Source organism: Bacteroides cellulolyticus, from assembly GCF_025567135.1.
GTDB lineage: Bacteria > Bacteroidota > Bacteroidia > Bacteroidales > Bacteroidaceae > Phocaeicola > Phocaeicola cellulolyticus.
In genome coordinates, this window is record NZ_JAOQJJ010000009.1 from 81,609 (window position 1) to 102,206 (window position 20,598).

25 protein-coding genes and 1 pseudogene are annotated in these 20,598 nt (G+C 45.9%); 14 read left to right on the plus strand and 12 right to left on the minus strand.

Annotation, left to right across the window (positions count from 1 at the left end; all coding sequences use genetic code 11):
- Nucleotides 1-218 precede the first annotated feature (218 nt).
- Nucleotides 219-2,711, plus strand: a pseudogene (locus OCV82_RS15170) (family 78 glycoside hydrolase catalytic domain); the annotation flags it as partial.
- A gap of 61 nt (nucleotides 2,712-2,772) precedes the next feature.
- On the opposite strand, the gene OCV82_RS09855 reads toward OCV82_RS15170, so the two are convergent.
- From OCV82_RS09855 to OCV82_RS09875, 5 genes are all read right to left on the minus strand, one after another.
- Nucleotides 2,773-3,411: an HU family DNA-binding protein gene (locus OCV82_RS09855; RefSeq protein ID WP_154044236.1), complete on the minus strand. Its 639-nt coding sequence runs from the start codon at nucleotides 3,409-3,411 to the stop codon at nucleotides 2,773-2,775.
- A 303-nt stretch (nucleotides 3,412-3,714) separates the two neighbouring features.
- Complete coding sequence (locus tag OCV82_RS09860) at nucleotides 3,715-3,996, minus strand: hypothetical protein (RefSeq protein WP_262543435.1); 282 nt, start codon at nucleotides 3,994-3,996, stop codon at nucleotides 3,715-3,717.
- Entirely contained in the window at nucleotides 3,997-4,212 is a 216-nt protein-coding gene (locus tag OCV82_RS09865; RefSeq protein ID WP_262543438.1) for a hypothetical protein, read from the minus strand. It abuts the gene before it with no gap.
- A 2-nt stretch (nucleotides 4,213-4,214) separates the two neighbouring features.
- Nucleotides 4,215-4,529 carry a hypothetical protein gene (locus OCV82_RS09870; RefSeq protein ID WP_154044237.1) on the minus strand — a complete coding sequence of 105 codons (315 nt, stop codon included), beginning with the start codon at nucleotides 4,527-4,529 and terminating at the stop codon, nucleotides 4,215-4,217.
- Between the two features lies 1 nt (nucleotide 4,530).
- A complete protein-coding gene (locus OCV82_RS09875) occupies nucleotides 4,531-5,433 on the minus strand; it encodes a helix-turn-helix transcriptional regulator (protein ID WP_154044238.1) in 903 nt (300 codons plus the stop codon).
- Between the two features lie 389 nt (nucleotides 5,434-5,822).
- On the opposite strand from OCV82_RS09875, the gene OCV82_RS09880 reads away from it, so the two are divergent.
- Nucleotides 5,823-6,107 carry a hypothetical protein gene (locus OCV82_RS09880; protein WP_154044239.1) on the plus strand — a complete coding sequence of 95 codons (285 nt, stop codon included), beginning with the start codon at nucleotides 5,823-5,825 and terminating at the stop codon, nucleotides 6,105-6,107.
- Between the two features lie 611 nt (nucleotides 6,108-6,718).
- On the opposite strand, the gene OCV82_RS09885 is transcribed toward OCV82_RS09880, so the two are convergent.
- Nucleotides 6,719-6,847 (minus strand): hypothetical protein, encoded by a 129-nt coding sequence (locus OCV82_RS09885; protein ID WP_004301204.1) that lies wholly within the window; start codon nucleotides 6,845-6,847, stop codon nucleotides 6,719-6,721.
- 71 nt (nucleotides 6,848-6,918) lie between these two features.
- On the opposite strand from OCV82_RS09885, the gene OCV82_RS09890 reads away from it, so the two are divergent.
- The 5 genes from OCV82_RS09890 (at nucleotide 6,919) to OCV82_RS09910 (ending at nucleotide 9,084) form a co-directional block, all read left to right on the plus strand.
- Entirely contained in the window at nucleotides 6,919-7,212 is a 294-nt protein-coding gene (locus OCV82_RS09890) for a hypothetical protein (RefSeq protein WP_005680037.1), read from the plus strand.
- A 19-nt stretch (nucleotides 7,213-7,231) separates the two neighbouring features.
- Entirely contained in the window at nucleotides 7,232-7,408 is a 177-nt protein-coding gene (locus OCV82_RS09895) for a hypothetical protein (RefSeq protein WP_005680036.1), read from the plus strand.
- An 11-nt stretch (nucleotides 7,409-7,419) separates the two neighbouring features.
- A complete protein-coding gene (locus OCV82_RS09900; RefSeq protein ID WP_005680034.1) occupies nucleotides 7,420-7,779 on the plus strand; it encodes a hypothetical protein in 360 nt (119 codons plus the stop codon).
- Nucleotides 7,763-8,020 carry a hypothetical protein gene (locus tag OCV82_RS09905; protein WP_005680032.1) on the plus strand — a complete coding sequence of 86 codons (258 nt, stop codon included), beginning with the start codon at nucleotides 7,763-7,765 and terminating at the stop codon, nucleotides 8,018-8,020. The genes OCV82_RS09900 and OCV82_RS09905 overlap by 17 nt, the downstream gene beginning before the upstream one ends.
- Before the next feature lie 683 nt (nucleotides 8,021-8,703).
- Complete coding sequence (locus OCV82_RS09910; RefSeq protein ID WP_005680031.1) at nucleotides 8,704-9,084, plus strand: single-stranded DNA-binding protein; 381 nt, start codon at nucleotides 8,704-8,706, stop codon at nucleotides 9,082-9,084.
- Nucleotides 9,085-9,171: 87 nt separating this feature from the next.
- Here the strand turns inward: OCV82_RS09910 and OCV82_RS09915 are convergent, their stop codons facing one another.
- A complete protein-coding gene (locus OCV82_RS09915) occupies nucleotides 9,172-9,465 on the minus strand; it encodes an HU family DNA-binding protein (protein ID WP_255204174.1) in 294 nt (97 codons plus the stop codon).
- A gap of 263 nt (nucleotides 9,466-9,728) precedes the next feature.
- Entirely contained in the window at nucleotides 9,729-10,340 is a 612-nt protein-coding gene (locus OCV82_RS09920) for a recombinase family protein (RefSeq protein WP_005680028.1), read from the minus strand.
- Between the two features lie 238 nt (nucleotides 10,341-10,578).
- Here OCV82_RS09920 and OCV82_RS09925 point away from each other — a divergent pair, with 238 nt between their 5' ends.
- From OCV82_RS09925 to OCV82_RS09955, 7 genes are all read left to right on the plus strand, one after another.
- Nucleotides 10,579-11,628: a hypothetical protein gene (locus OCV82_RS09925; RefSeq protein WP_005680026.1), complete on the plus strand. Its 1,050-nt coding sequence runs from the start codon at nucleotides 10,579-10,581 to the stop codon at nucleotides 11,626-11,628.
- 27 nt (nucleotides 11,629-11,655) lie between these two features.
- Entirely contained in the window at nucleotides 11,656-12,102 is a 447-nt protein-coding gene (locus OCV82_RS09930) for a hypothetical protein (protein WP_005680025.1), read from the plus strand.
- The gene (locus tag OCV82_RS09935) at nucleotides 12,099-12,500 is read left to right on the plus strand and encodes a hypothetical protein (protein WP_005680024.1); all 402 of its coding nucleotides are present in this window, start codon (nucleotides 12,099-12,101) and stop codon (nucleotides 12,498-12,500) included. The genes OCV82_RS09930 and OCV82_RS09935 overlap by 4 nt, the downstream gene beginning before the upstream one ends.
- A complete protein-coding gene (locus tag OCV82_RS09940) occupies nucleotides 12,491-13,081 on the plus strand; it encodes a hypothetical protein (protein WP_005680023.1) in 591 nt (196 codons plus the stop codon). The genes OCV82_RS09935 and OCV82_RS09940 overlap by 10 nt, the downstream gene beginning before the upstream one ends.
- A complete protein-coding gene (locus tag OCV82_RS09945; RefSeq protein ID WP_005680022.1) occupies nucleotides 13,071-13,916 on the plus strand; it encodes a helix-turn-helix domain-containing protein in 846 nt (281 codons plus the stop codon). The genes OCV82_RS09940 and OCV82_RS09945 overlap by 11 nt, the downstream gene beginning before the upstream one ends.
- Before the next feature lie 217 nt (nucleotides 13,917-14,133).
- Nucleotides 14,134-15,591, plus strand: a complete 1,458-nt coding sequence (gene mobV / locus OCV82_RS09950) for a MobV family relaxase (protein WP_007482776.1) — start codon at nucleotides 14,134-14,136, stop codon at nucleotides 15,589-15,591.
- Nucleotides 15,592-15,645: 54 nt separating this feature from the next.
- Nucleotides 15,646-17,046 carry an OmpA family protein gene (locus OCV82_RS09955; protein ID WP_005680020.1) on the plus strand — a complete coding sequence of 467 codons (1,401 nt, stop codon included), beginning with the start codon at nucleotides 15,646-15,648 and terminating at the stop codon, nucleotides 17,044-17,046.
- 80 nt (nucleotides 17,047-17,126) lie between these two features.
- On the opposite strand, the gene OCV82_RS09960 is transcribed toward OCV82_RS09955, so the two are convergent.
- Genes OCV82_RS09960 through OCV82_RS09975 form a run of 4 tightly spaced genes read right to left on the minus strand, consistent with a single transcriptional unit; the run spans nucleotide 17,127 to nucleotide 20,595 of the window.
- Complete coding sequence (locus tag OCV82_RS09960) at nucleotides 17,127-17,723, minus strand: DUF2284 domain-containing protein (RefSeq protein WP_004320579.1); 597 nt, start codon at nucleotides 17,721-17,723, stop codon at nucleotides 17,127-17,129.
- Nucleotides 17,720-18,478, minus strand: coding sequence for an ABC transporter ATP-binding protein (locus tag OCV82_RS09965; protein ID WP_004320578.1), 759 nt, complete (start codon nucleotides 18,476-18,478; stop codon nucleotides 17,720-17,722). The genes OCV82_RS09960 and OCV82_RS09965 overlap by 4 nt, the downstream gene beginning before the upstream one ends.
- Nucleotides 18,475-19,455, minus strand: coding sequence for a FecCD family ABC transporter permease (locus tag OCV82_RS09970; protein ID WP_004320577.1), 981 nt, complete (start codon nucleotides 19,453-19,455; stop codon nucleotides 18,475-18,477). The genes OCV82_RS09965 and OCV82_RS09970 overlap by 4 nt, the downstream gene beginning before the upstream one ends.
- Nucleotides 19,456-20,595, minus strand: a complete 1,140-nt coding sequence (locus tag OCV82_RS09975; protein WP_004320576.1) for an ABC transporter substrate-binding protein — start codon at nucleotides 20,593-20,595, stop codon at nucleotides 19,456-19,458. It lies immediately after the preceding gene.
- Nucleotides 20,596-20,598 lie beyond the last annotated feature (3 nt).

The window sequence follows — 20,598 nt, forward strand, 5'->3', positions numbered from 1 at the left end:
TAAAATATTTCAAAGTTCCGCCCAATTATGGATATTTGTGATAAGTTTTGATAAAGAGATTGACAATGAAAAAGAAATTCCGTAAGTTTGCGTTATAACTCAATAATCTATTTATTTATATGAAAACAAATTTCTTTAAGAAAAGTGTTCCGTATATCATTGTCGGAATGTCTTTGTGCACAGTTGGTTGCGAGAGTAAAAAGGGGAATGATGTTTGTCGTGTTGACGCGATGGATACTTCTGCGTGGGATTCTTCATCATGGATTTCTGTTGTCAATGCTCCGGTGGTGACAGGTAAGGTCACGAATGGTACAAGGTCTGCCGACGGCGCAAGCTGGTTCCTTTCTTCTGTAAAAAACAGTAAGGATGTGGTGGCCGCACGTTGGATGACTACGGGATTGGGTGTTTATGATATCTATATTAACGGTGAGATAATAGGAAATGAGATATTAAAGCCAGGGTTTACACATTATGAAAAAACGAAATTATCGTTTACTTATGATGTTACCGGAGCTATGAATACCGACAAGGGTGATGAGAATATATTTTCAGCACAGGTAACGCCGGGCTGGTGGGCGGATAAGATTATTACACCGGGCGGTCACGAAGGAATGATTGGAGAAAAATGTGCTTTCTGTTCAGTTCTTGAGCTGACATACGATGATGGGAGCAAGGAACTGTTCGGAACTAATACTGATGATTGGAAAGCCGGTATAGCCGGACCTGTTACTCATGCCTCAATATTCGGCGGTGAGGAGTATGACGCGCGCATAAAGCCCGGTTATGAAACTCCCGAAAAATTGTCAACTCCGGAGATAAATACCGAGTTCAGAGGAGAAATATTGCCTTCCAATGCCGGTGAAATATATTTTCGTCCGGACCTTGTTCTCTCTCCTGTTAAGGCATACGTATGGAAAGGCGTAACAGGCGAGAGTGATGACGCTTACGGAAAGGTCATTATTGAAAGAGAATACAAGGCGGGTGAGCCGATGACAGTCAACCCCGGCGAAAATCTTGTCATTGATTTTGGTCAGAATTGCGCTGCCGTTCCTTCATTTGTGTTCAGTGCGGCAGAAGGAACTGTTCTTGAGTGTTTCCCTTCAGAACTTCTGAATGACGGAAATGGTTTGAAAAGCCGTGGTATGGACGGTCCTGAAGGTAGTGTGCATCGCTTGAATTTGAGGACACCGGACAGTGGTATGAAACTTAAATATATTTTTGCGGGTTCCGGCTCAGATGTGTAATACTGTCCGCGCAATACGTTTTTCGGCTATCGTTTTGTATCAATTTCCGCGTCAGATAAGGTTTGTATAAACAGCATAAAGTCGGTACCCGTAACTTCAATTTCAAAAGAGATGGAAATTGGAACCATCACGACAGGAAATGAACTTGTCAATAAATTGATTTCCAATACATTGTGGGGACAGCGTTCAAACTATCTTTCAGTGCCTACCGATTGCCCACAACGTAATGAACGTTTGGGTTGGACGGCAGATACCCAGGTCTTTGCGGAAACAGGTTCTTTCTTTGCCAATACGTCTTCATTCTTTCATAAATGGATGCGCGACATGATGGATACACAGAGCGCGACAGGTGGTTTTCCTGGTGTGGCCCCATTGGCGCAGTATGGCGGTGAGATGATGAGAGTTGGTTGGGCTGATGCCGGAATAATAGTTCCATGGACCGTTTGGAAACAATATGGAGATACCGATATAATAAACAGTTGTTGGGATTCAATGGAAAAATATATGAATCACGTCAATGAAACCCGTTATGACCATAATCTACTGAAAGAGGAGAACAGAAATTATCAGTGGGCAGACTGGCTTAGTTATGAACCGTTGGAAAGTTGTGGAGGTGGAGCGTTCCATAAAGACGCGAAAGGTAAGCGTACCCCTCTGCCCGATGCCATAGACTATTGGAACTACCTTAGTGCCTCATATTGGGTAATTGATGCCGGTATGATGCGTGATATGGCTGTCGCTACCGGTAGAGACGCTTCACGTTATGAAAATATGGTTTCAGAGGCAAAAGCATATATCAGAAATAAGTTCCTTAATGCCAATGGAGAATTTAAGACTTCTGTTCTCAATACAATGCAGACACCCGCGCTTTTTGCTCTGAAGAACGGTATAGTGGAAGGTAAGGCTAAAGATGACATGATAATCCGTTTAAGGAAAAATTTTGCCGACCACGGTAATTGTCTTCAGACAGGATTCCTCGGAACATCAATCCTTATGCCTGTACTTACGGAAAACGGAATGTCGGATATAGCATGGGAATTACTCCTTCAGAGAAAAAATCCGAGCTGGCTATATTCTGTTGATAATGGCGCTACTACAATCTGGGAACGATGGAATAGCTATATGATTGAAAAAGGTATGGGACCGAGAGGAATGAACAGTTTCAATCATTACGCATACGGTGTTGTTTGCGAGTGGATTTGGGAGAGTGTTGCCGGTATAGCTTCCGATCCTTCCAATCCTGGTTTCCGACATATTATTATGAAACCTGTACCGGACAAGAGGTTAGGTTCTGTCAACGCTGTATATAATTCGGCCTCAGGACTTATCAAGAGTGCGTGGAGGTATGAAGGCGATAAATGGATATGGGAGTTTACCATTCCTGAAGGCTGTACAGCTTCTGTAACTGTACCGGGTGAATCCGAGCCGAAAGAATATGTTGCCGGAAGTTATAATATAGTACGTTGATAATTGTCTTACTTTTTTAAACACATAGCCAAATCCTGTCGCGGACTTGGCTATGTGTTTTTTATATATTATCCTGATTCTTCTTTATATAAATCTTGTGAGAGCCTTTGCCCTTGAAATATATACCGGAATTGGGTGTAGCCGCCCATTTCTTTAGCTCTTTTCCGGCGGTAGTATGGCTTAGTCCTGTCAGTTGTTTGTATTCGGCAACTGTCATGGAGTGGTTTGTTTCAAGATAATTCAGCGCGATGGATAACCTTTCTTCGGGCAAGAATTTCGATCTGTTGCATCGCCAGTCACCCTTCTGTCTCTGCAGGTTACACTGCATGTTTGTATCTCTTACGAGTGTCTTTTCCGCACGGAAGTTTATGCCGCCTATTTCTATACTTTGCGCGTTGCGTCGTGGAGAGTCGCCTTCAGTGTCTTCTCTTTCCTTTCCGTCCTTTAATGACAGGCTTGGAGTGAACAGGCCTATACCTTCAAGCCGTACCGAACGGCCGTGTGCCATCATCGAAGCCATTCCGTCTGCTACCAGTTGCAAAGCTGCCATAACTTCGCCTTTTCTCAGTGTGGAGCCTTTGGTAATCATCTCCACCAGTTCTTCGGTTTCGCAACAGCCGTCTATCACCATTCTTGGGTAGAGTAGCGTTTCTCCTTCCTTATGCAGATTATTCATTTCCTGCATCACGTATTTTGCCATAGTCTGTATAAGTTTACTTTGTTAGTATGAAAAGTTATTTGCTTGCTGTAATAAAGTTTGTTTTATGCTTTTATTATCTGTAAATAAAAGTTGTGTTTCTACAAACCACAGTGTGGTTTGTAAAAATTACAGTGTAGTTTCTATAAACCACACTGTGGTTTATAGAATTATTCATGGCAAAAATACTTTTTTATGGTAAGGTTTGCAATTTTTTAATGCAATAATATGTGTTTTCAAAAAAATCCGATAAACAGACATAAGATGTTTATCGGATTTTATACTGTATTTGGTTATTATAGCTTGTTATTCTGTAAGGTTAGCGAAAGGAAGTTTTCCTTCATGCGATTCTTTGAAGATGGTAATAAGGCTTGTCTCTTCCTCTCTTGGCAGGTTTCCGGTCTGTGTCTCTTTCCAACAGAAATATAAATCGTCAGAGTCCTGAAGCTGCCATATATATCGTCCGCCCCAGTGGCCGACTTTCTTTCCGTTGCCAAAGTCGAGATATTGTTTAATTCTTTTGTATAGAGTACTTGATGATGTACCACCTCCGGCTTTTCCTATGTATAGTATCTCTGTTCCGTCCACTCATTTCTCTTCTAAAGTCAGTATATCAACATTTGGATTTCTGTCTTTGAAGAAACCGCCTGTGCCTTTCTTTAAAAATGTAGGTTGGCTTTTGCATAATCTTACTACCGCATATACACCATTTGTTCGAGGTATGGCGGAAGTGTCATTCTGTAAATCTTTAACAGCGATAAATCCCTTGAATCCAAGGGCTTCCAAGTCTTTTTTTGTATTCATGGCTATTTGTTGTTATAAAAATGTTCTTCTATGTATTTAATTGCGTGTTTTGCATTATCTTTTTCTATCTGTGTGGAATAAGGATTGTTCATGATGTTTATCAGTGATATACGCATAGCTTCTATCTCTTGTGTGGTTTTTCCTTTGAATTCGCTTTCAAGCAGATTATTGACTTCTTTCAATCTTTTTTCTCTTTCAAAAGCAAGGTAAATTAGGTACGGTATGAATATTAAGAGCAGCCATGGTGCTATACTTCCAGCTATTACGATTATGATAATCATTAATATTATTCCGAGTAATGATCTGATGCTTTCCATATTATGAATTACGTTTTAATGCTTCCGTGTAAATATCTTTTATCCTTTGTCTCAGCGATTCCGGTTTAATCACTTTCAGCGAGTTACTTCGCGAGAGAAGTTCCATCACGAAGTCGTTGGTTACCTTTAGCTTTAATCCTATTCTTACCGTGTTTTCATTCTCATAAATTATTTTCTGCGAATGATGTATAGGTAGTGTTTTGACAAAAGCTCCGTCCAATGCGTTGTATTCCACCTCTATGTCTTCCACCGGCATATCCGTCTGACTCCATATACCGTAGCAATCTTTAAACAGTTCGTCGGCATTGATTTCTTCCCTTTTGAATTTGCAGTCCATTTTTACTGTCAGGTTTTGCATTCTTTCCACTCCGAAAGATTTCAATACATTGCCGTCGTAGCCAATGATGTACCATCTTTGGTTGGATTCTTTCAGGAAATATGGTCTTAGGCATTTGTGTATTATTTTGTTGTTTTGCCTTACAAGAGTGTAATCAAATTCTATCAGTCTGGATTCTTTTGTAGCGTAAATTAATTCAGGCAGGTAGTTGTTTCCGGATGGGCGGTGATGTTCGGCAAGGATGTATTTATCTTTTCCAGTATCAGCATCAAGGGCACACAGCAGGTCGAAATCATTTAGGAGAGTGTCGTAGTAGTTATTCGGGTCGTGATATTCTTCGTCTATATAATGTCCTGCACCTTTCCTGTGTGATATTTCTATTCCGAATGTTTCTCTGATAAGTGCGAAATCTCTTTGCAGAGTCCTTTGTGATATGTTGTCATATTCACCTCTTATTCTCATTTCCTTATTAATATAGTCTAATAGTGCTTCTGACGATACAAATCTGTTTCTTTTCAGCCTTCTTATTATAAGCAGTAACCTTGCTATAACGTTGAATTTTTTCATGTCTTTGTATGATTTTTTGCAAATATATGTTGTTAGAACGACAAAACATGTCGTTTATAAAGGTTAGTTGTTGGAAAATGTAAGTTATTATGGAGATTTTTTGTTATTGGTGATAAATTGCTTATTTTTGTAAAACTGAATTAATTTAAACTTAATAAGTCTGATGCGATTTAATTTGATGTTCATTTGTGTTATATTAATCAAACTCATTATATAGTTTTTTCGCATGATAGGCTTATCTTGATCGGAATTATTTTACACATAAATGTGAAAGTCTAAAAGATAAAATATTAAGCGTTATTAATCGTGAACAGGTGATAAATGATGATTCTTTGTATATAGACCAAAGTCTAAGTTTTTATAATAGAAACATTTAATATTAGAAAATTATGAAATGGACAGAACTGAAAAAGCTTGTAACTGAGGAATACGACAGACGTAATTTAGCATCAAATGTAAGATACCGTTCTTTAGACAGAATAGAAGAGTTTATTAAAACAAGTTCAGAGGTTACTAATTCAGTAGAAATGCTTCTCCAAGTTGACAAGAATGTTGTAAAAGAGGCATATAGACAATTTAGAGAGACGGAAAATATTAGTGGTGCTGACAGCAATTGCATTAATGAAATTTATAATCAACTTAGAAAATACCATGAAACCGAATTTGATAAATGAACTGGTAAATTTAGTTATATCTCAAAATTTCACATCATAATATCTTGTAAATTAATAGTTTATATTGTGATGTGTTTTTATCAAGAAACAAATTAGGAACAGAAACACGAATTATCTTATTTTCTTGTTTTTTTGTTTGCACTACCTTTCTTTCTCTTCACTTGTTCGTACTTTGAGTATTTTTCCAAGTCTTTTCACACGATTTTCATCCTCTCGCCAAGAGTGATTGTTGCAGTCATCTATGGATGAATAACCACAGCCAAAAGAAAAAAGGACAAATCTCTGTTTCTTTCAAGGAACATTGTTTTTTGCAAAGGTAACCATTTCCCTCAAAACACCTATACAGGCAGTCCAATATATCTGCCTATATTTAGTTTACTTTAGTTTAGCATATATATAAGCTAATAGACTAAACTAAACCTTTACCGAAGTTCTCCCCCTTACTTTTATATTCACAGTCAAAAGAGAAGATAATCGCACCGATATTTTCTTTTTTCGCTGCATCCCAATTTTACGGAAGTTCCTTTTATCGTAACTTCTGCCATAGGCATTCTATCCTCGCATCCCAACTTTCGGTCTGCCTGATGAGAATTGTGTCGCAAAGGTACTTGTCATGTCTTTCTTGTATTCAAGGTCACAGCCTGACGGTTCCCGACAAAATCTCCACGCTCCGCTTTGCAGAGGTCGTATTTGGTCGTGAAACCCTGCATAAAGAGCCATAACACCTTTTGAGGCGACATAATTTTCAATCAAGCCCGAAAGTAGCTGAAATGCTAAAAGAGGGAAAATAAAAAACTTAAAACTTAGGATTATGGCAAACTATGCAACAAACATTTTCTACGCAAGGACGGAAAACAAAGCAGACCTCGACAAGATAGAGGCATTCTTGGATGACACTTTCGACGGCTTTGTCAATAGACACAGCGATAGCGTGGATGCGGAGTTTACCTCTCGTTGGGTTTATCCGGAAGAAGAAATCGACAGACTGATAGCTTCGTTGGAAGCCAAAGACAAAACTTATATCAAAATTCTGTCCTACGAATTTACAGACGAATACGTGAGCTTCAGAATCTTCTCACAGGGGAAATGGGATATCAAGTTGTAACCGTAAAATGACATGACTTATGTACGAATACGAAGAAAATAGCGAAATTATAGGTGCGCACTGCACCTTGCTTACCCCCTATAAAGGCTACTCTGAGGGAACAGTTGTCGGCGACTTCGGCAATAAAATAGTGGTGCGTCTTAGTAGTGGCAAAGAGGTGGTCGAGTATCGTGATGAAGTGATTATTTACGATTAAATACAAGAGCGATGCAGCAGATAGCAATGAAATTCGTCCAATGGGACGTACCCGAATTAGAGAAGCTGAAAGACAGCAGGGTTTACCAGTTACGGGAACAACTTGATAACGGAGACAAGTTGAGCCGTGAAGACAAGAACTGGATTACCCGAAACGTGAAAGAGTGCATCCATTTCAAAAGAGGTATCGCATTGATGGGCTACTTCTTTGATTTCTCCGATGTTCTCAAACGATATTTCGTAAAACAGCACGGACATATCGCCGAGTATTACGCCATTGACAAAACAGCGTTGCGCTCTGTCCTGTATGGTCGAATAGAAGACATAGTAGAAGTAGAATTAAAATCAAAGAAACATGAAAGCAACGATTGAGCATAGCTTTTGTCCTTATTGTGACGAGGTAACAGAACTCTACTTCCGTATCATCAACACGATTCTTTTCTCAACCGATGAAGCGGAACTGCGTACCGGCATGGAACGCCTACAAGAAAAAACACGCCTTGATGATTATTTCGTCTTCGGCTATGGCAAGCATCACCTATGGGTTTGCCAAAGACGTCCCAGTAATCAAAAAAAGATTTTCGAGCATCGGGTAATCATGGCAGAATTTTGATGATACAGGCAGGCAGGAACGGGATAATCTTCCATTCCTGCCACGCCGCATTCCCTTTTTTACATCTATCTCTCTCTTTTGGCTGCGCCATATCCTTTTGTAAAAAACAGCCATTCGTGAAAAGCTCCGTCCGCTTTTCCGAAAAGCAGGGTTCTTTCCTTTTTCCCTTTTGTCCCCTTTTCTTTCTGCCGGACGGGAACATGGCAGTACCCCGATATCCCGTTCCGCCTTTTGTCGCCACTTCGTTGATATTCCCTTCTGCGGTACCGCAACCTGTTGTCAGTTCAGTGTTCTGTTTGTAGCCACCTCAATTCAGTCCGACCGAATTACACGAAAATACCTGCCGATTCTGCGGACTTACAGCCGAAACGCGCACCATTGTGCCGGTGGACGGATTGCACTTTCACTTCCCCTGCAACTACGGTTTTCCGCTCATTTTCAGAATAGTTTTCCGCCGAAGTCATCATCATTTTCCGATGCAAAGATAGTATGCAGACGGGAACGACTTTGGAAGTCTTGACCAATGGCACAGCCGTACAATCTTCCTTTATCGAGCCTTCCGGTTTTGCCTACGGACAAAAATAAAGAGTATTGATGCGTCCGGCCTTGGTGCATCCCCTTAACTGCACCTACTTTTTGAGGCAGCGTAAAATTGATTTAATAACTTCTAAAAACAATTCATTATGAAAAAGATTGAAAACAATTTCGTAGTAACCGGTTTCGTAGGAAAGGATGCAGAAATCCGTCAGTTCACCAACGCAAGTGTAGCACGTTTCCCTCTGGCAGTAAGCCGATTGGAGAATAATGGCGAGGAATCCAAACGCGTTTCCGCCTTTATGAATTTTGAGGCGTGGCGTAAAAACGAGAACACCGGGTCGTTCGACCAACTGACCAAGGGTACGATGCTGACCGTCGAGGGGTATTTCAAGCCCGAAGAATGGAGCGACCAAAGCGGTGTGAAACACAACCGTATCGTGATGGTCGCCGTCAAGTTCTATCCGCCCGTCGAGAAGGAGGAAACTCCTGAAAAGCCGGCCAAACCAGCGAAAAAAGGCAAGAAATAATCCTTGCCTTATCACGACAAAAGCGGCCTTCGGGTCGCTTTTGTTTTACTCATTACGGTGTTGTTGCACCATCTGTACTTTTATACTCTACTTGTTCTCTTTTACCGCATTCAGAAATGCTTTGGCAGGTTTGAATGCAGGGATATTGTGAGCGGGAATTTTAATTGTCGTATTCTTCGAAATGTTCCGGGCCGTCTTTTCAGCTCTCCGTTTGATGATAAAGCTACCGAACCCGCGCAAGAACACCTCGTTTCCCGCAACCATCGACTCTTTTACATTTTCCATGAATGATTCTATCACAGTCATCACCACCGTTTTCTCTATTCCGCTCTGCCGTGAGATCTGAGCGACAATTTCCGCTTTTGTCATATTGTTCTTGATTTTTATGAATACGGTGCAAAATTAACAAATATCTGCCAGTTACAACAATCCGGAGTTATTTGTCATCCCGAAAACTGCTTTTGCTGAATCCTCCGAACACGCCCCTCAAAAGCCTGCCCACTACCAAGAACACCAGCAATAAAATTATAATATCTCCCATAGGTCTTGTTTTTATATAGTTATATCCAACTTAAAGATACGAAAAAACGATGAATTACGCAAGCAATCTATTGATTTTCAATATCCATATTGATTTATAAGTTCTATTTCCGGATGCCCGGCACTCGTCCCGGTGTTCGGTTAAGCTGAACCTTGTATTTATTGAGAATGCTGTACACGGTGCTTTTACTTTGGACACCGCTTTCTTTCCAAATATCACGGATTGAATACCCATTGTTATACATATCCACGATTTTTTTGTCCCGTTCAGTTTTACTCATACTTTTTTTGGAAATCGGAATACTGATACTCTGCTGCAGGCGTATAATTTTATCCGACGACTTCCGCAAAACAGCCACTTCCTCCGGTAATGCCCCGAACATGGCCAATACTTCCGCCGGTGTCGTGTCCGGAAACAATTTGTTGTCGGTGTCAATTTTATCGTGAATGGAGATAATACGCACGACCTTGATGCGGCATAGCTCAATCAATGCCGATAGTTCCCGTAAACCACGAACGGCATTGCTGAATTTTGACATCACCAATTCGTCTCCTCTTTCAAGATTCGACATCAGTTGTTTCCATCTCGGCCTAAGCGTCTCGTGTCCGACCGATTCTTCAACCACCTGTACACACCCATATTGGCGCATCCATTCCTTATCCGCATCAAACGCATCGTAGGAATTAGCCTCGAATATATAACCGACTTTTGCCATATCAATATACAATATTCATGATAACAAGTGCAAATATACAAGTTTTATTCGAGTATATGAATCATACTATATTAAAAAACGAAAATCGTACATTTCCACGTGTTTTATCTTCACTTGTTTTCATTGGTAATCATACTATTAAGTACGATATTAAAAAATGCACAAAATACGGTTTTTCGGATGCGAAGTATCAAAAATAATATATAGTTTTGCACTAAATAGTACGAAATGATATAGTATGAAAACATTAAAATCGAACTTAAAACAGCCGATAATCTTTGCCAAAATAATTGCCGTTTCGATTGCCATATTCCTATGCGCGTCATGCGACAACGGCAATGGCAAACGATTGGCGAAAGCCAAGAATGACCCTGCCGGAACATACAGGGAATACCTGTCCGACATACGCAGGCAGAAAAAACTCTCCATTAAAGAATTGGCCGGACACCTCAAGCAATGGCAAACATTGAGGGATTCCGTATTCCTGCATCTCGAATGTGATACGCTTGGCCGGCTTCATTCCACTGTAAGAGAAGAGTGTGAACAGATACATGATTCCATCCGCATGGAATTTTCACGGATGGTGCTGTCTCAAACACGCACTTATAAGGATATACTGTGGGTAAAAGAACAAATCTCACCGCATCTTGAAGACAAAGAGTTGCATCGTGCGGCTGAAACAATCCGACCGTTCTTTGCCTCATTGGATAACCGGCCCGTCAGTCAGAGAAACCGACAACACATTCTTGCCACTTATCGAACTACCCTTGCTGAAACGATTGATTACGGTATTCATTGTATGGCAGACCTGACGACCTTTATCGAAAAGGAGGATGCCGTGTACCGGGCATTCCTTTCACGTCTGCCTGATTTCGACGGCGAGAATCTTTCCGACATCACTCATGACACGGAACGATGCTGTGCACAGATATTCCTTGCCGCCGAACGGAACGACATCACCTATCGCAATGCCATGATTTATCTGGCCATGCGCACCAACCGCAGGCTGATTCAGAATATCCGAACCTGTATCGACGACATCTGCAATAAAAAAGTCAAGACACCGGCACAGGCACAAGCCTACATCTGGATGCTTCTCCAGCCTTATTCGTCGTTGGACGGTTTCTGCCTGGCGTTGCTTTCAGCCGAAGAAAGAGAGCAACTCGATATGCTTGCCTCGCAGACACCCGACGCTTTCAGGGAGTTGGGCAGGATGCTGCACCCCGGAGACAACCGCTTGGACGAGCTGCCCGGAATGCTGATGGAGGCATTCATACACACGCTGTAAAATATAACAACAGAAAAAGATATGAATATGTTACGACATTTTTATAATGACTTCATGGCATTCGTCCCCCTGCAACTTCCGCAGTTGCTCGATGTGACGACGATGGAAGAACCGCAGTTCTACGGCGACTATGTGCTGCTTACGTTTCCGTTGCGCACCCCTTACGAACTGGACGAAGTAATGGATATGTTCGAGGACGACATGGAGTTGATCACGCTCTACCACCATATTCCGATGCGGACGGAAAAATTCGGTCACAGCACTTGTGCATACTCGAATCCCGCTTTCGGACAGATGTTCAAGATGAACGCCAAGACGGATACGGAGGGCAATGTAAACAGCATCCTTGTCACCATCTATGATTCTTTGGAGCAGATGTACGGGGACTTATGCCTCGACTTGGAACTACACTCCAAAAGCGGGTTCCTGAAATACAAGAAAGACAAGTCCGACGTGCTGATGAATTTTATATGAGAAACACCTTATACCGACAGATGGTCTATTGCATCAATGCCTACCGGACGTGGATAGAGGTTGCCGATGACAATCTCTACAAGGAGCATATCATCTCAAGAACCGACCGCACCGACTACCTCGTTTCCCGTACATTGGTACTGCGTGCCTTCAAGACGAACGGCATACACGCCGAGGGTACGACATGGACTATTCCCGAACACGAACTGGACAAGGCTTTGGCCATCTACCGAAAGCAAGACATTACATTCAAGCAGCGCATCAAGAAAGCGGCCATGTACTTTTCGCCCAAGGATGCCGAAACCCTTATCCGGCTGGCGACATACGGTATTGTCCAGTTGGAACTCATTGTGCGTCCCACTCCCATACCCGAAAAGCCCTATTACTTATGTTACTGAATATCCTGCTACTCATTTTCTGCGCGATACCTTTCGGGGTATCAATGTCATTGTACAAGAACAACAAGCGGTTCATGACACCCTTTTACATGGCAATGGCACGAAGCGGCAACGCCCGTAAACTGTATGTGCAAGTATGGCTGATATGCCTGCTTCTTTTCCATTATGTATATGCCTGTGGACATATGGGTGAGTTTGGAATCCTACTCTCTACCGGTGTCTGTGCCGCAATGTTTTCGTTCCGACGGACGGACAACTGGTTACGCAGGTTGCTTGACCGCCCCCGTGCATTTGTCACACTCGCATCGGGCGCACTGGTCATCGGCTTTGTGCCGCATCTGTACACCTTGGCGATAACCATTGCCTATCTTCTTCTGGCAGCCCTGTTCTATCCCTCCGTTCGGGTCATGTCCGAATGCAAGGATACGGACACACTTTCCGGATGGGCAAAGCATCCCGGAATGTTGTCAGAATCCTATCACGAGAATCATCACGCAAATCTGCCGCATGAAGCGGACAGCGGCAACACTGATATATCCGCACAATATGAATCATTAAAACCGAATGAAAATGAAAAATAACCAAAAGATACCTGTTTCCATATTGGCAGACAGGGAGGTATTCGAATATCTCAAGGAGAAAGGGGATGAACGCAAAACACGCACCGAAGCGTACTGTGACCTGTTGGACAAATCACTGGCAGGTTTCGTTTCTCCGTTTTTAAGAAAGAAGGCCTACGTGCTGCAACCCAACCAGTGCCACCTGACCGTTTCCGACCTCGCATCGGAGTGGCATTGGCACAGGGCTACCGTCCGTTCTTTTTTGAGTGCAATGGAGGCATTCGGTTTGCTGACCCGCATCCAGCTTCCCAAAAGCGTGGTCATTACCATGACCGTACAATCCGGTCAGGCAGCACAGCCCCGCAATGCACAGGAGCAGCCGGACTTTGCCAGACAGCTCCGTGAGGTATTGTCCGATTGGGTAATCGGCAAAACGACCGCTGCCGAAACTGGCGTAATATGTGGACAACTCGTAAGTCTGGCAAAGACTGAAATTGCCGACCGTGACACCGGACTCTGTTTGGACACCCATTCCAACACGACCTCCGCACATTCCGGCACTTTGGTCACGGAACATCGTGAAACAGCCTTGTGCTGCATCGCCCACGCCGCCCTGCAAAAAATCCTGCACAAGTCGAGATTCGATGACAGTTCGCCGCTTGTGGATTTCTTCCGGTTTGACCTCGGTGAAGAATGGGCTGCTTTCATCGAGTCCGCCAAAGACCTCGCCGGGCTGATTCTCGACACCGAGGCATCAGTGACGGACTTCGACATGGACGAAGACCAAGAACGCCTCAAATCGCTTCGCAAACCTTTTTTATCGCTTCTGGCAAAGGCACAGGCGATGGTGGATTGAACCGGGAGTCGAAAACAGATTGTATAACGCGAACAATCCACCTCCATCCCTTAACGGTTATCCTGCCGGTTATAGGAGGCACACGGGCTTGCCCGTCTGCCACGAAACAAAGGGAAGGGGGAGCCTAATACCCCGATAGGTCTCCGACCGTCGGTAGGCTGTCCGGGCAAGCAGCAAGCTGGGACAGGACGGATTGTCCAAACAACACGAAAAGAGTATGGCAGATCAAAAACAGGTACTTGATATGCAGGTGTCGAAAGGCATCACCGCAGCCCAAAGCAACGAACATTTGCGTGACCGCAGTGAAAGGGCGGAAAAGTACGCTATGAATAAGGGGAATTACGACCCCACACGCAAACACCTGAACTTCGAGATTGCGCCCGGAGGCAAGGTACGTCCCATTGACACGAGCCGCAACATTCCCGAACGGATGGCGGACATATTGGAGAGGCGTGGAATCAAAGACCCCAACGAAGGACTGGCAGAACCGAAGTACCGCACGGTGGTGAACTTCATTTTCGGCGGTTCCCGTAAGCGGATGCACGAACTCGCGTTCGGCACGCAGAACGTGGATTTTGATGAAGGTGCGAACAATACCCGTATCAAAAGAATGAGCGATATTGAACGCTGGGCGAAAGACGTCTATTCATTCGTGAGTGGCAAATATGGCGAGCAGAACATCGCCGCATTCATCGTACACCTTGACGAATTGAACCCTCATGTGCATTGTACTTTGTTGCCAATCAAAGACGGCCGCTTTGCGTACAAGGAAATATTCGCCGGAAAGGACAAGTTTGAATACAGCGCAAGGATGAAACAGCTTCATACCGACTTTTTCGCCGAAGTCAATACAAGGTGGGGAATGTCGAGAGGAACAAGCATATCCGAAACAGGCGCACGGCACAGGACTACCGAAGAATACCGCCGTATGCTATCGGAAGAATGTACGACCATCGAGGAAAATATAGACCGCCACCAAAAGGTGCTGGCAACCCTTCAATCGGACATCCGTCTGGCAGAGCGCAGGGTCAAGGGGCTTACGACAATGGTCGATAACCTTGAGAAGTCGAAAGCCGAAAAAGAGGCTCTGCTATCGGCAGCCGAACAGGATTTGAAAGCGAACAAGGGCGATGCGGAACAATTAGCCGCACAAGTTAAAAGTCTGGAGAAAGAGCTGGCAGGCATCAACAGGCAACTGGCAGACAAGCAGGAGAAGTTACAGACGGCTGACCGGCAGCTTGCCGAGCTGAAAGAGAACATGGATGCCATTGAGGAACGTACCGGGGAACTCAAGGAGGAAGCCTACAAATACTCCCATGATATACATTCCAAAGTGGACACGTTGCTCAAGGATGTCCTGCTGGAAAATGTGGTCGGCGAGTATAGGAACGTATCGGCACAGATGGACGTGGCGGAACGGCAACTGTTCGACGGCTCGCTCGTCCAGTCCATAGCGGAACAAGGTACAGACGTGATGCACTGCGCGACGATGCTGTTTCTCGGTATGGTCGATGATGCCACCACTTTTGCCGAAACTCGTGGCGGCGGAGGTGGCGGCAGCGACCTGAAATGGGGGCGCGATGAGGACGAGGACAACCGTGCATGGGCACTCCGCAGCATGAGGATGGCGAGCCGCATGATGCGTCCGGCCATTGGCAAGAAACCCAAACGGTAAGTGGCATACGTCTCATGACAAATCAAAAAGTATAACGAATAATATCATTGGAATATGACGAAACAAATCTTTTTTATATTGGCCGTGCTTTGCACGTTGCAGGCACAGGCAAGTATACAACCCGTACAGGTGGATACTGTACAACATACACCGTACTATAATGTCTCGGAGGAACTGCAACCGATACAGCCCGTCTATCTTGACGGAGTGGTACTTCCGGCATCCCTGACTGGCAACTGGTTTGTCAGTATTGCCGGGGGTACGTCCGCCTTTCTCGGCACACCTCTCGGCTGCGAAGACCTCTTCGGACGCTTGAAACCCTCGTACAGTTTCGCAGTCGGAAAATGGTTCACTCCGTCCGTCGGCGCACGTATCAATTACAGCGGTGTGCAGTTCAAAGATGGAACATTGTCCAATCAGGACTACCACCATATCCATGCGGATCTGCTGTGGAATGTCCTTGGCTGCAGATATGCCCGGCAAGAACAGGTACGCTGGAATCTTGCTCCCTTTGCCGGTGTCGGCCTGTTGCACAATGCCTCTAACGGGAATAATCCCTTTACTGTTTCGTATGGCGTACAGGGAGAATATCGGATTTCCAAACGAGTAAGTGCCATGTTGGAACTCTCCGGCACGACCACCTTTCAGGACTTCGATGGTTACGGACGCCCGAACCGCCTCGGCGACCACATGGTATCGCTGACCGCCGGTTTCACGTTTCATCTCGGAAAGGTCGGTTGGAAACGCGCGGTTGATGCGACATCTTACATTCGTCAGAATGAGTGGCTCGTGGATCATGCCAATATCTTATCCGGAGAAAACAAGCGTTATAAAGACTGGTACGACCGCAACCGACGGACGGTCGCAGAATTGAAGAAAATTCTGGAAATAGAAGGATTGCTTGACAAGTACGGTCATCTGGTTAATGACGATGAGACCGACCGCCGTCAAGGTTATCCCAGAAATAATTACAGCGGATTGAACTCACTACGGGCAAGATTGAAAAACCGGCATTGGGATGGAATCTCGCCGCTTGATTCTGCAAGTATTGGATATGGCAACAACGGAGATGATGCCGAGAAACCGGGCATAATCGTCTCTGAAAGGACGGAACTCATACAAGCCGGGAATTGCATCGGGTCGCCTGTCTATTTCTTTTTTAACCTCAATACGGCGCACCTGACGGATGCTTCCCAAATGCTTAACCTTGATGAACTGGCTCGCGTGGCCAAGAAATACGGATTATCCTTGAGAGTAACCGGTGCGGCCGACAGTTCGACTGGAACTCCTGTGCTTAATGGTTCATTAAGTACATCGAGAGCGGATTATATCGTTGCAGAATTGAAAAAGCGTGGCATACCGATCGAACGCATCGTCAAGGTAAGCAGAGGCGGCATAGCCGACCATGTACCGGTCGAAGTCAACAGGCATACGAAAGTAGAGTTGTTCTTTTAGTTTTTACATTCACTTTCATCGAGTCCCTCAATCTATAATTCGGATTGCAGGGACTTTTGTTATCAATGAGGGTAATAAGATTATAGGTTTCCTGAATCCTGATTACGCTTCGTATGACTGATAATATTTTCTGCCGAATTATGAAATAATCCGCTTACAATCACAAGATATTCCGGTAGAATACCATCCTTTCCCCAAAGCAGCTCTATCCCGAAAAGTTCCGAGAGTGTTCGTGTCATATCGAACCCGAATGCTTCAAGCGAGGGACGTACTTTGTCCGGATGCAGGCAAGGACGGTTGCATTTGCGGGCGCATTCGGAATCGGGACAGTATAGGCATTTTCCTACATAGGCGAATGCCCGACCTCCGTATCTGTGCTCCATTTCCAGCAATTCCCTTTCTATCCTGAGCCGTTCCGGTTTAATCAATTCCTGCGTTCTGTCTATCGGAATATTTTTCTCGACCGGAATTATTTTCGTGGCCATCAGGTGGGCATATTCATATTGGCGCAGAAATTCTCCGGTATCGAAATCGAACGGCGGGCATCCCCAACTATTACCGTAGTTGGGGCATTGTTTGCAAAATTCGACAAAACGTTTTTCGTCCCGGAAGCGTGAAATATATTCGTCCACGCTGATATTTGCTGTGAAATTCTCTATGATATATTCCTTAGTCATTGTCCCACTTTTATGAATCCTGTCGTGGCATCGAACGTCACACAATTATTTCGGAACAGCCGCTCGATGCAGCCGCTCCGGCGCATCTCTTCGGTCGGCATATACGACAACTGGGGTGGGTCGATAAGGGCTATCGCATCGGCAAGCGAGAGGGCGATATCCAGCTCGTGCGTGGAAAAAAGGATGCACTTGTTTTCTTCATGCGCCAGCCGTGCCAGCAGTGTACACAATTCGTAGCGGTTGGGCATATCGAGAAACGAGGTGGGTTCGTCGAGCAGGATAATCGGCGTATCCTGCGCCAACGCCCGTGCGATCATGATGCGCTGGCACTCGCCGTCCGACATCTTGTCCATCGTGCGCTCCGCATAAGCCTCCATGCCCACCGAGGCGAGCGACCGCATGACGATCTCCTTGTCGACCTCCTGCATCTTTCCAATCCAGTTGGTATAGGGTGCGCGGCCGATAGCCACGACATCCTTGCATTTGAGATTGGCGATGCGTGTGCGCTCGGTCGTGACGAATGCCAGCGTTCTGGCCATTTCTGCTGCTCGCATATCGGCGGCGTTATGCCCGTCGAGCAGGATTCGGCCGGTATAACGGCGGTTCAGTCCGGCGATGGCTCGAAGCAGTGTCGATTTGCCCGTGCCGTTGCGCCCGATAAGGGCAGTCAGCCTGCCCTTTTCTATGGTGGTTTCCACCTCGCAGAGCAAGGTGCGCTCGCCGTAGCCTATGGAAAAATCGTGTAACTTTATCATGCGGTGACGGATTTATTGCGCAAGACCACCCACACCACGATGGGGATTCCCAGCAATGCGGTGATGGCGTTGATCGGCAGGGTGAACATTTTAGAAACGAGGTCGCAAAGAAGCAGCACCGCCGCACCCGAAAGAACGGTTCCCGGTACGAGTACCCGATGGTCGCTGTTGCGGAACAGCATTCTCGTGACGTGGGGCATGGCCAGTCCGATGAAGCCTATCGGACCGCAAAAGGCGGTCACCGTACCAGCAAGCAGCGTCGTGGAGAGGAACAGCAGCCCGCGCGAGCGTCGGATGTTCAGCCCCATCGTCACGGCATACTCCTCGCCGAACAGCAGTAAGTTGAGCGGCTTGATCGTCACCACCGCCAACAACAGTCCGGCGATAATCGACGGGACGAGTACCGCAAGCTGGTCGAAGGTCACGTCGCCGAGCGACCCCATCGTCCAAATGACAAAGGCTTTCAGGGATTCTTCCTTGCTGAGATATTGCAATATCTGTACAATCGCGCCGACTCCCGACGAGAACATCATGCCGAGAATCAGAATCACCATGATGTCCTTGATGCGGTGGCCGACGGCGGCGATGACGACCAGCACGAGCGCCGCTCCGAGCCAAGCCGCCCCGGCAATGCCTATCGACGAACCGAAGCCTGCAAGCACGACGAGTGCCACGCCGAGGCTCGCGCCCGAACTGATGCCGAGCACGTAGGGGCCGGCAAGAGGATTGCGGAAGAGGGTTTGCATCTGAAGACCGCTGACCGACAGAGCTGCTCCGGCCAGCAACGCGACCACCGCCTTAATCAGTCGGATATTCAGTATAATTTTCGCCGTCGCCCGCGGGCAGTCGCCGCCCGTCAAAGCCGCCCATACATCGCCGAGCGGTACGGCGACTGCCCCCACCGCCAAATCCAGCAGAAACAGGAAAAGGGTGAGGGCGGCCAGCATGGCAAACAATATGGCGGAACGGGAGCGCATCTATTTCAGTTGCTTGTAATAGACGAAATCTTCCTCGACCAGTTCGGGGTGGAATATCTTCACGAGGTCTCGCAGCACGAGGTCGGGATTTACGACCGCCGACTCATAGTAGTCGTTGCCGCCAGCAGCATTGGTGCGGGCGTTGTTGTTATAGACCTGTCCACCACGGAAACAGCGGGTGTCGATGAACTTCGGGCATGCGGCTTTCAGTTCATCAAGCGTGTTCGCCATCCCCACATGCAGCCACATATCGGCTTGCGAGGCCAGCAGATACGCCTCTTCGAGGTCGATGGGCGCGGAAGCGTTTCCTGTGTTCTTCTTGTAGATGTAATCGCCTCCGGCATCTTTGATTAACCGGGCGACATAGCTTTCGGTCGAGGGCATGAACCAGCTGTCGCCGTAAGGCGTGTTGAGCATGACTGACGGAGCGTCGAGGATATTGTCCGCTACTTTCTTTTTCAGGACATTGTATCTGACGGGGATTTCCGCGAATACTTTTTCGCCCTCCGCCCGTTTTCCGATAACCTCCGAAAGTGCCACCAGCCATTCGGCTTTGCCCAGCGGAGACTCTTCGAGGTAATCGCCGACATACATGAACGGGATATCCAACTCTTTGAGCTTACCCTCCATCGAGCTTGCCCCGTTCACGCCGTAAAGCAACACGAGGTCGGGGTCAAGCGAGAGCAGCAGTTCGTAATTGATGTTCCCTTCGTAGCCCACATCTCCAACGCTGTCCCGCCGTGCCTGAATGTCGGGATTGGAGATGTAGTCGATGCCTGACACGCCGACTACGCGTCCCGTTTCGCCGATTGCGTCGAGCATGGCGATATGGGTCGAGGACATGCAGACGATGCGCTCGGCATCCCCCTTGAGCATCTGACCGGTGAAATCCGCCGGAACCTCTTCGTCATCACGGGCAATGAACAGGTTCGTAGTGATGCTGTCGGCGCCCTGCCAAGGGTTCGTGACGGTAACCAATACGCTCTTTTTGCCGTCTGCACCTTTTATGTCAAACCCCGAAGCGTATTCAGGTGTATAGACCGTTCGGTTGAAATCGGCGAGTTTTGAACTTTTATTGTGGCAGCCTGTGAATGCCAATACAAGTAGCAACAGCAGGCTTAAATTCTTTAATGCTTTCATATC

Excerpts from the sequence above, each read along its gene's own strand:
- OCV82_RS09885 (WP_004301204.1), bottom strand. The coding sequence starts at position 6,847 with ATGTCGCCTCAAAAGGTGTTATGGCTCTTTATGCAGGGTTTCACGACC.
- OCV82_RS09935 (WP_005680024.1), top strand. The coding sequence starts at position 12,099 with ATGAGAAACACCTTATACCGACAGATGGTCTATTGCATCAATGCCTAC.
- OCV82_RS09855 (WP_154044236.1), bottom strand. The coding sequence starts at position 3,411 with ATGGCAAAATACGTGATGCAGGAAATGAATAATCTGCATAAGGAAGGA.
- OCV82_RS09905 (WP_005680032.1), top strand. The coding sequence starts at position 7,763 with ATGAAAGCAACGATTGAGCATAGCTTTTGTCCTTATTGTGACGAGGTA.
- OCV82_RS09940 (WP_005680023.1), top strand. The coding sequence starts at position 12,491 with ATGTTACTGAATATCCTGCTACTCATTTTCTGCGCGATACCTTTCGGG.
- mobV (WP_007482776.1), top strand. The coding sequence starts at position 14,134 with ATGGCAGATCAAAAACAGGTACTTGATATGCAGGTGTCGAAAGGCATC.
- OCV82_RS09975 (WP_004320576.1), bottom strand. The coding sequence starts at position 20,595 with ATGAAAGCATTAAAGAATTTAAGCCTGCTGTTGCTACTTGTATTGGCA.
- OCV82_RS09955 (WP_005680020.1), top strand. The coding sequence starts at position 15,646 with ATGACGAAACAAATCTTTTTTATATTGGCCGTGCTTTGCACGTTGCAG.
- OCV82_RS09945 (WP_005680022.1), top strand. The coding sequence starts at position 13,071 with ATGAAAAATAACCAAAAGATACCTGTTTCCATATTGGCAGACAGGGAG.
- OCV82_RS09895 (WP_005680036.1), top strand. The coding sequence starts at position 7,232 with ATGTACGAATACGAAGAAAATAGCGAAATTATAGGTGCGCACTGCACC.
- OCV82_RS09960 (WP_004320579.1), bottom strand. The coding sequence starts at position 17,723 with ATGACTAAGGAATATATCATAGAGAATTTCACAGCAAATATCAGCGTG.
- OCV82_RS09965 (WP_004320578.1), bottom strand. The coding sequence starts at position 18,478 with ATGATAAAGTTACACGATTTTTCCATAGGCTACGGCGAGCGCACCTTG.
- OCV82_RS09890 (WP_005680037.1), top strand. The coding sequence starts at position 6,919 with ATGGCAAACTATGCAACAAACATTTTCTACGCAAGGACGGAAAACAAA.
- OCV82_RS09875 (WP_154044238.1), bottom strand. The coding sequence starts at position 5,433 with ATGAAAAAATTCAACGTTATAGCAAGGTTACTGCTTATAATAAGAAGG.
- OCV82_RS09930 (WP_005680025.1), top strand. The coding sequence starts at position 11,656 with ATGTTACGACATTTTTATAATGACTTCATGGCATTCGTCCCCCTGCAA.
- OCV82_RS09880 (WP_154044239.1), top strand. The coding sequence starts at position 5,823 with ATGAAATGGACAGAACTGAAAAAGCTTGTAACTGAGGAATACGACAGA.
- OCV82_RS09865 (WP_262543438.1), bottom strand. The coding sequence starts at position 4,212 with ATGAATACAAAAAAAGACTTGGAAGCCCTTGGATTCAAGGGATTTATC.
- OCV82_RS09925 (WP_005680026.1), top strand. The coding sequence starts at position 10,579 with ATGAAAACATTAAAATCGAACTTAAAACAGCCGATAATCTTTGCCAAA.
- OCV82_RS09870 (WP_154044237.1), bottom strand. The coding sequence starts at position 4,529 with ATGGAAAGCATCAGATCATTACTCGGAATAATATTAATGATTATCATA.
- OCV82_RS09910 (WP_005680031.1), top strand. The coding sequence starts at position 8,704 with ATGAAAAAGATTGAAAACAATTTCGTAGTAACCGGTTTCGTAGGAAAG.
- OCV82_RS09970 (WP_004320577.1), bottom strand. The coding sequence starts at position 19,455 with ATGCGCTCCCGTTCCGCCATATTGTTTGCCATGCTGGCCGCCCTCACC.
- OCV82_RS09900 (WP_005680034.1), top strand. The coding sequence starts at position 7,420 with ATGCAGCAGATAGCAATGAAATTCGTCCAATGGGACGTACCCGAATTA.
- OCV82_RS09920 (WP_005680028.1), bottom strand. The coding sequence starts at position 10,340 with ATGGCAAAAGTCGGTTATATATTCGAGGCTAATTCCTACGATGCGTTT.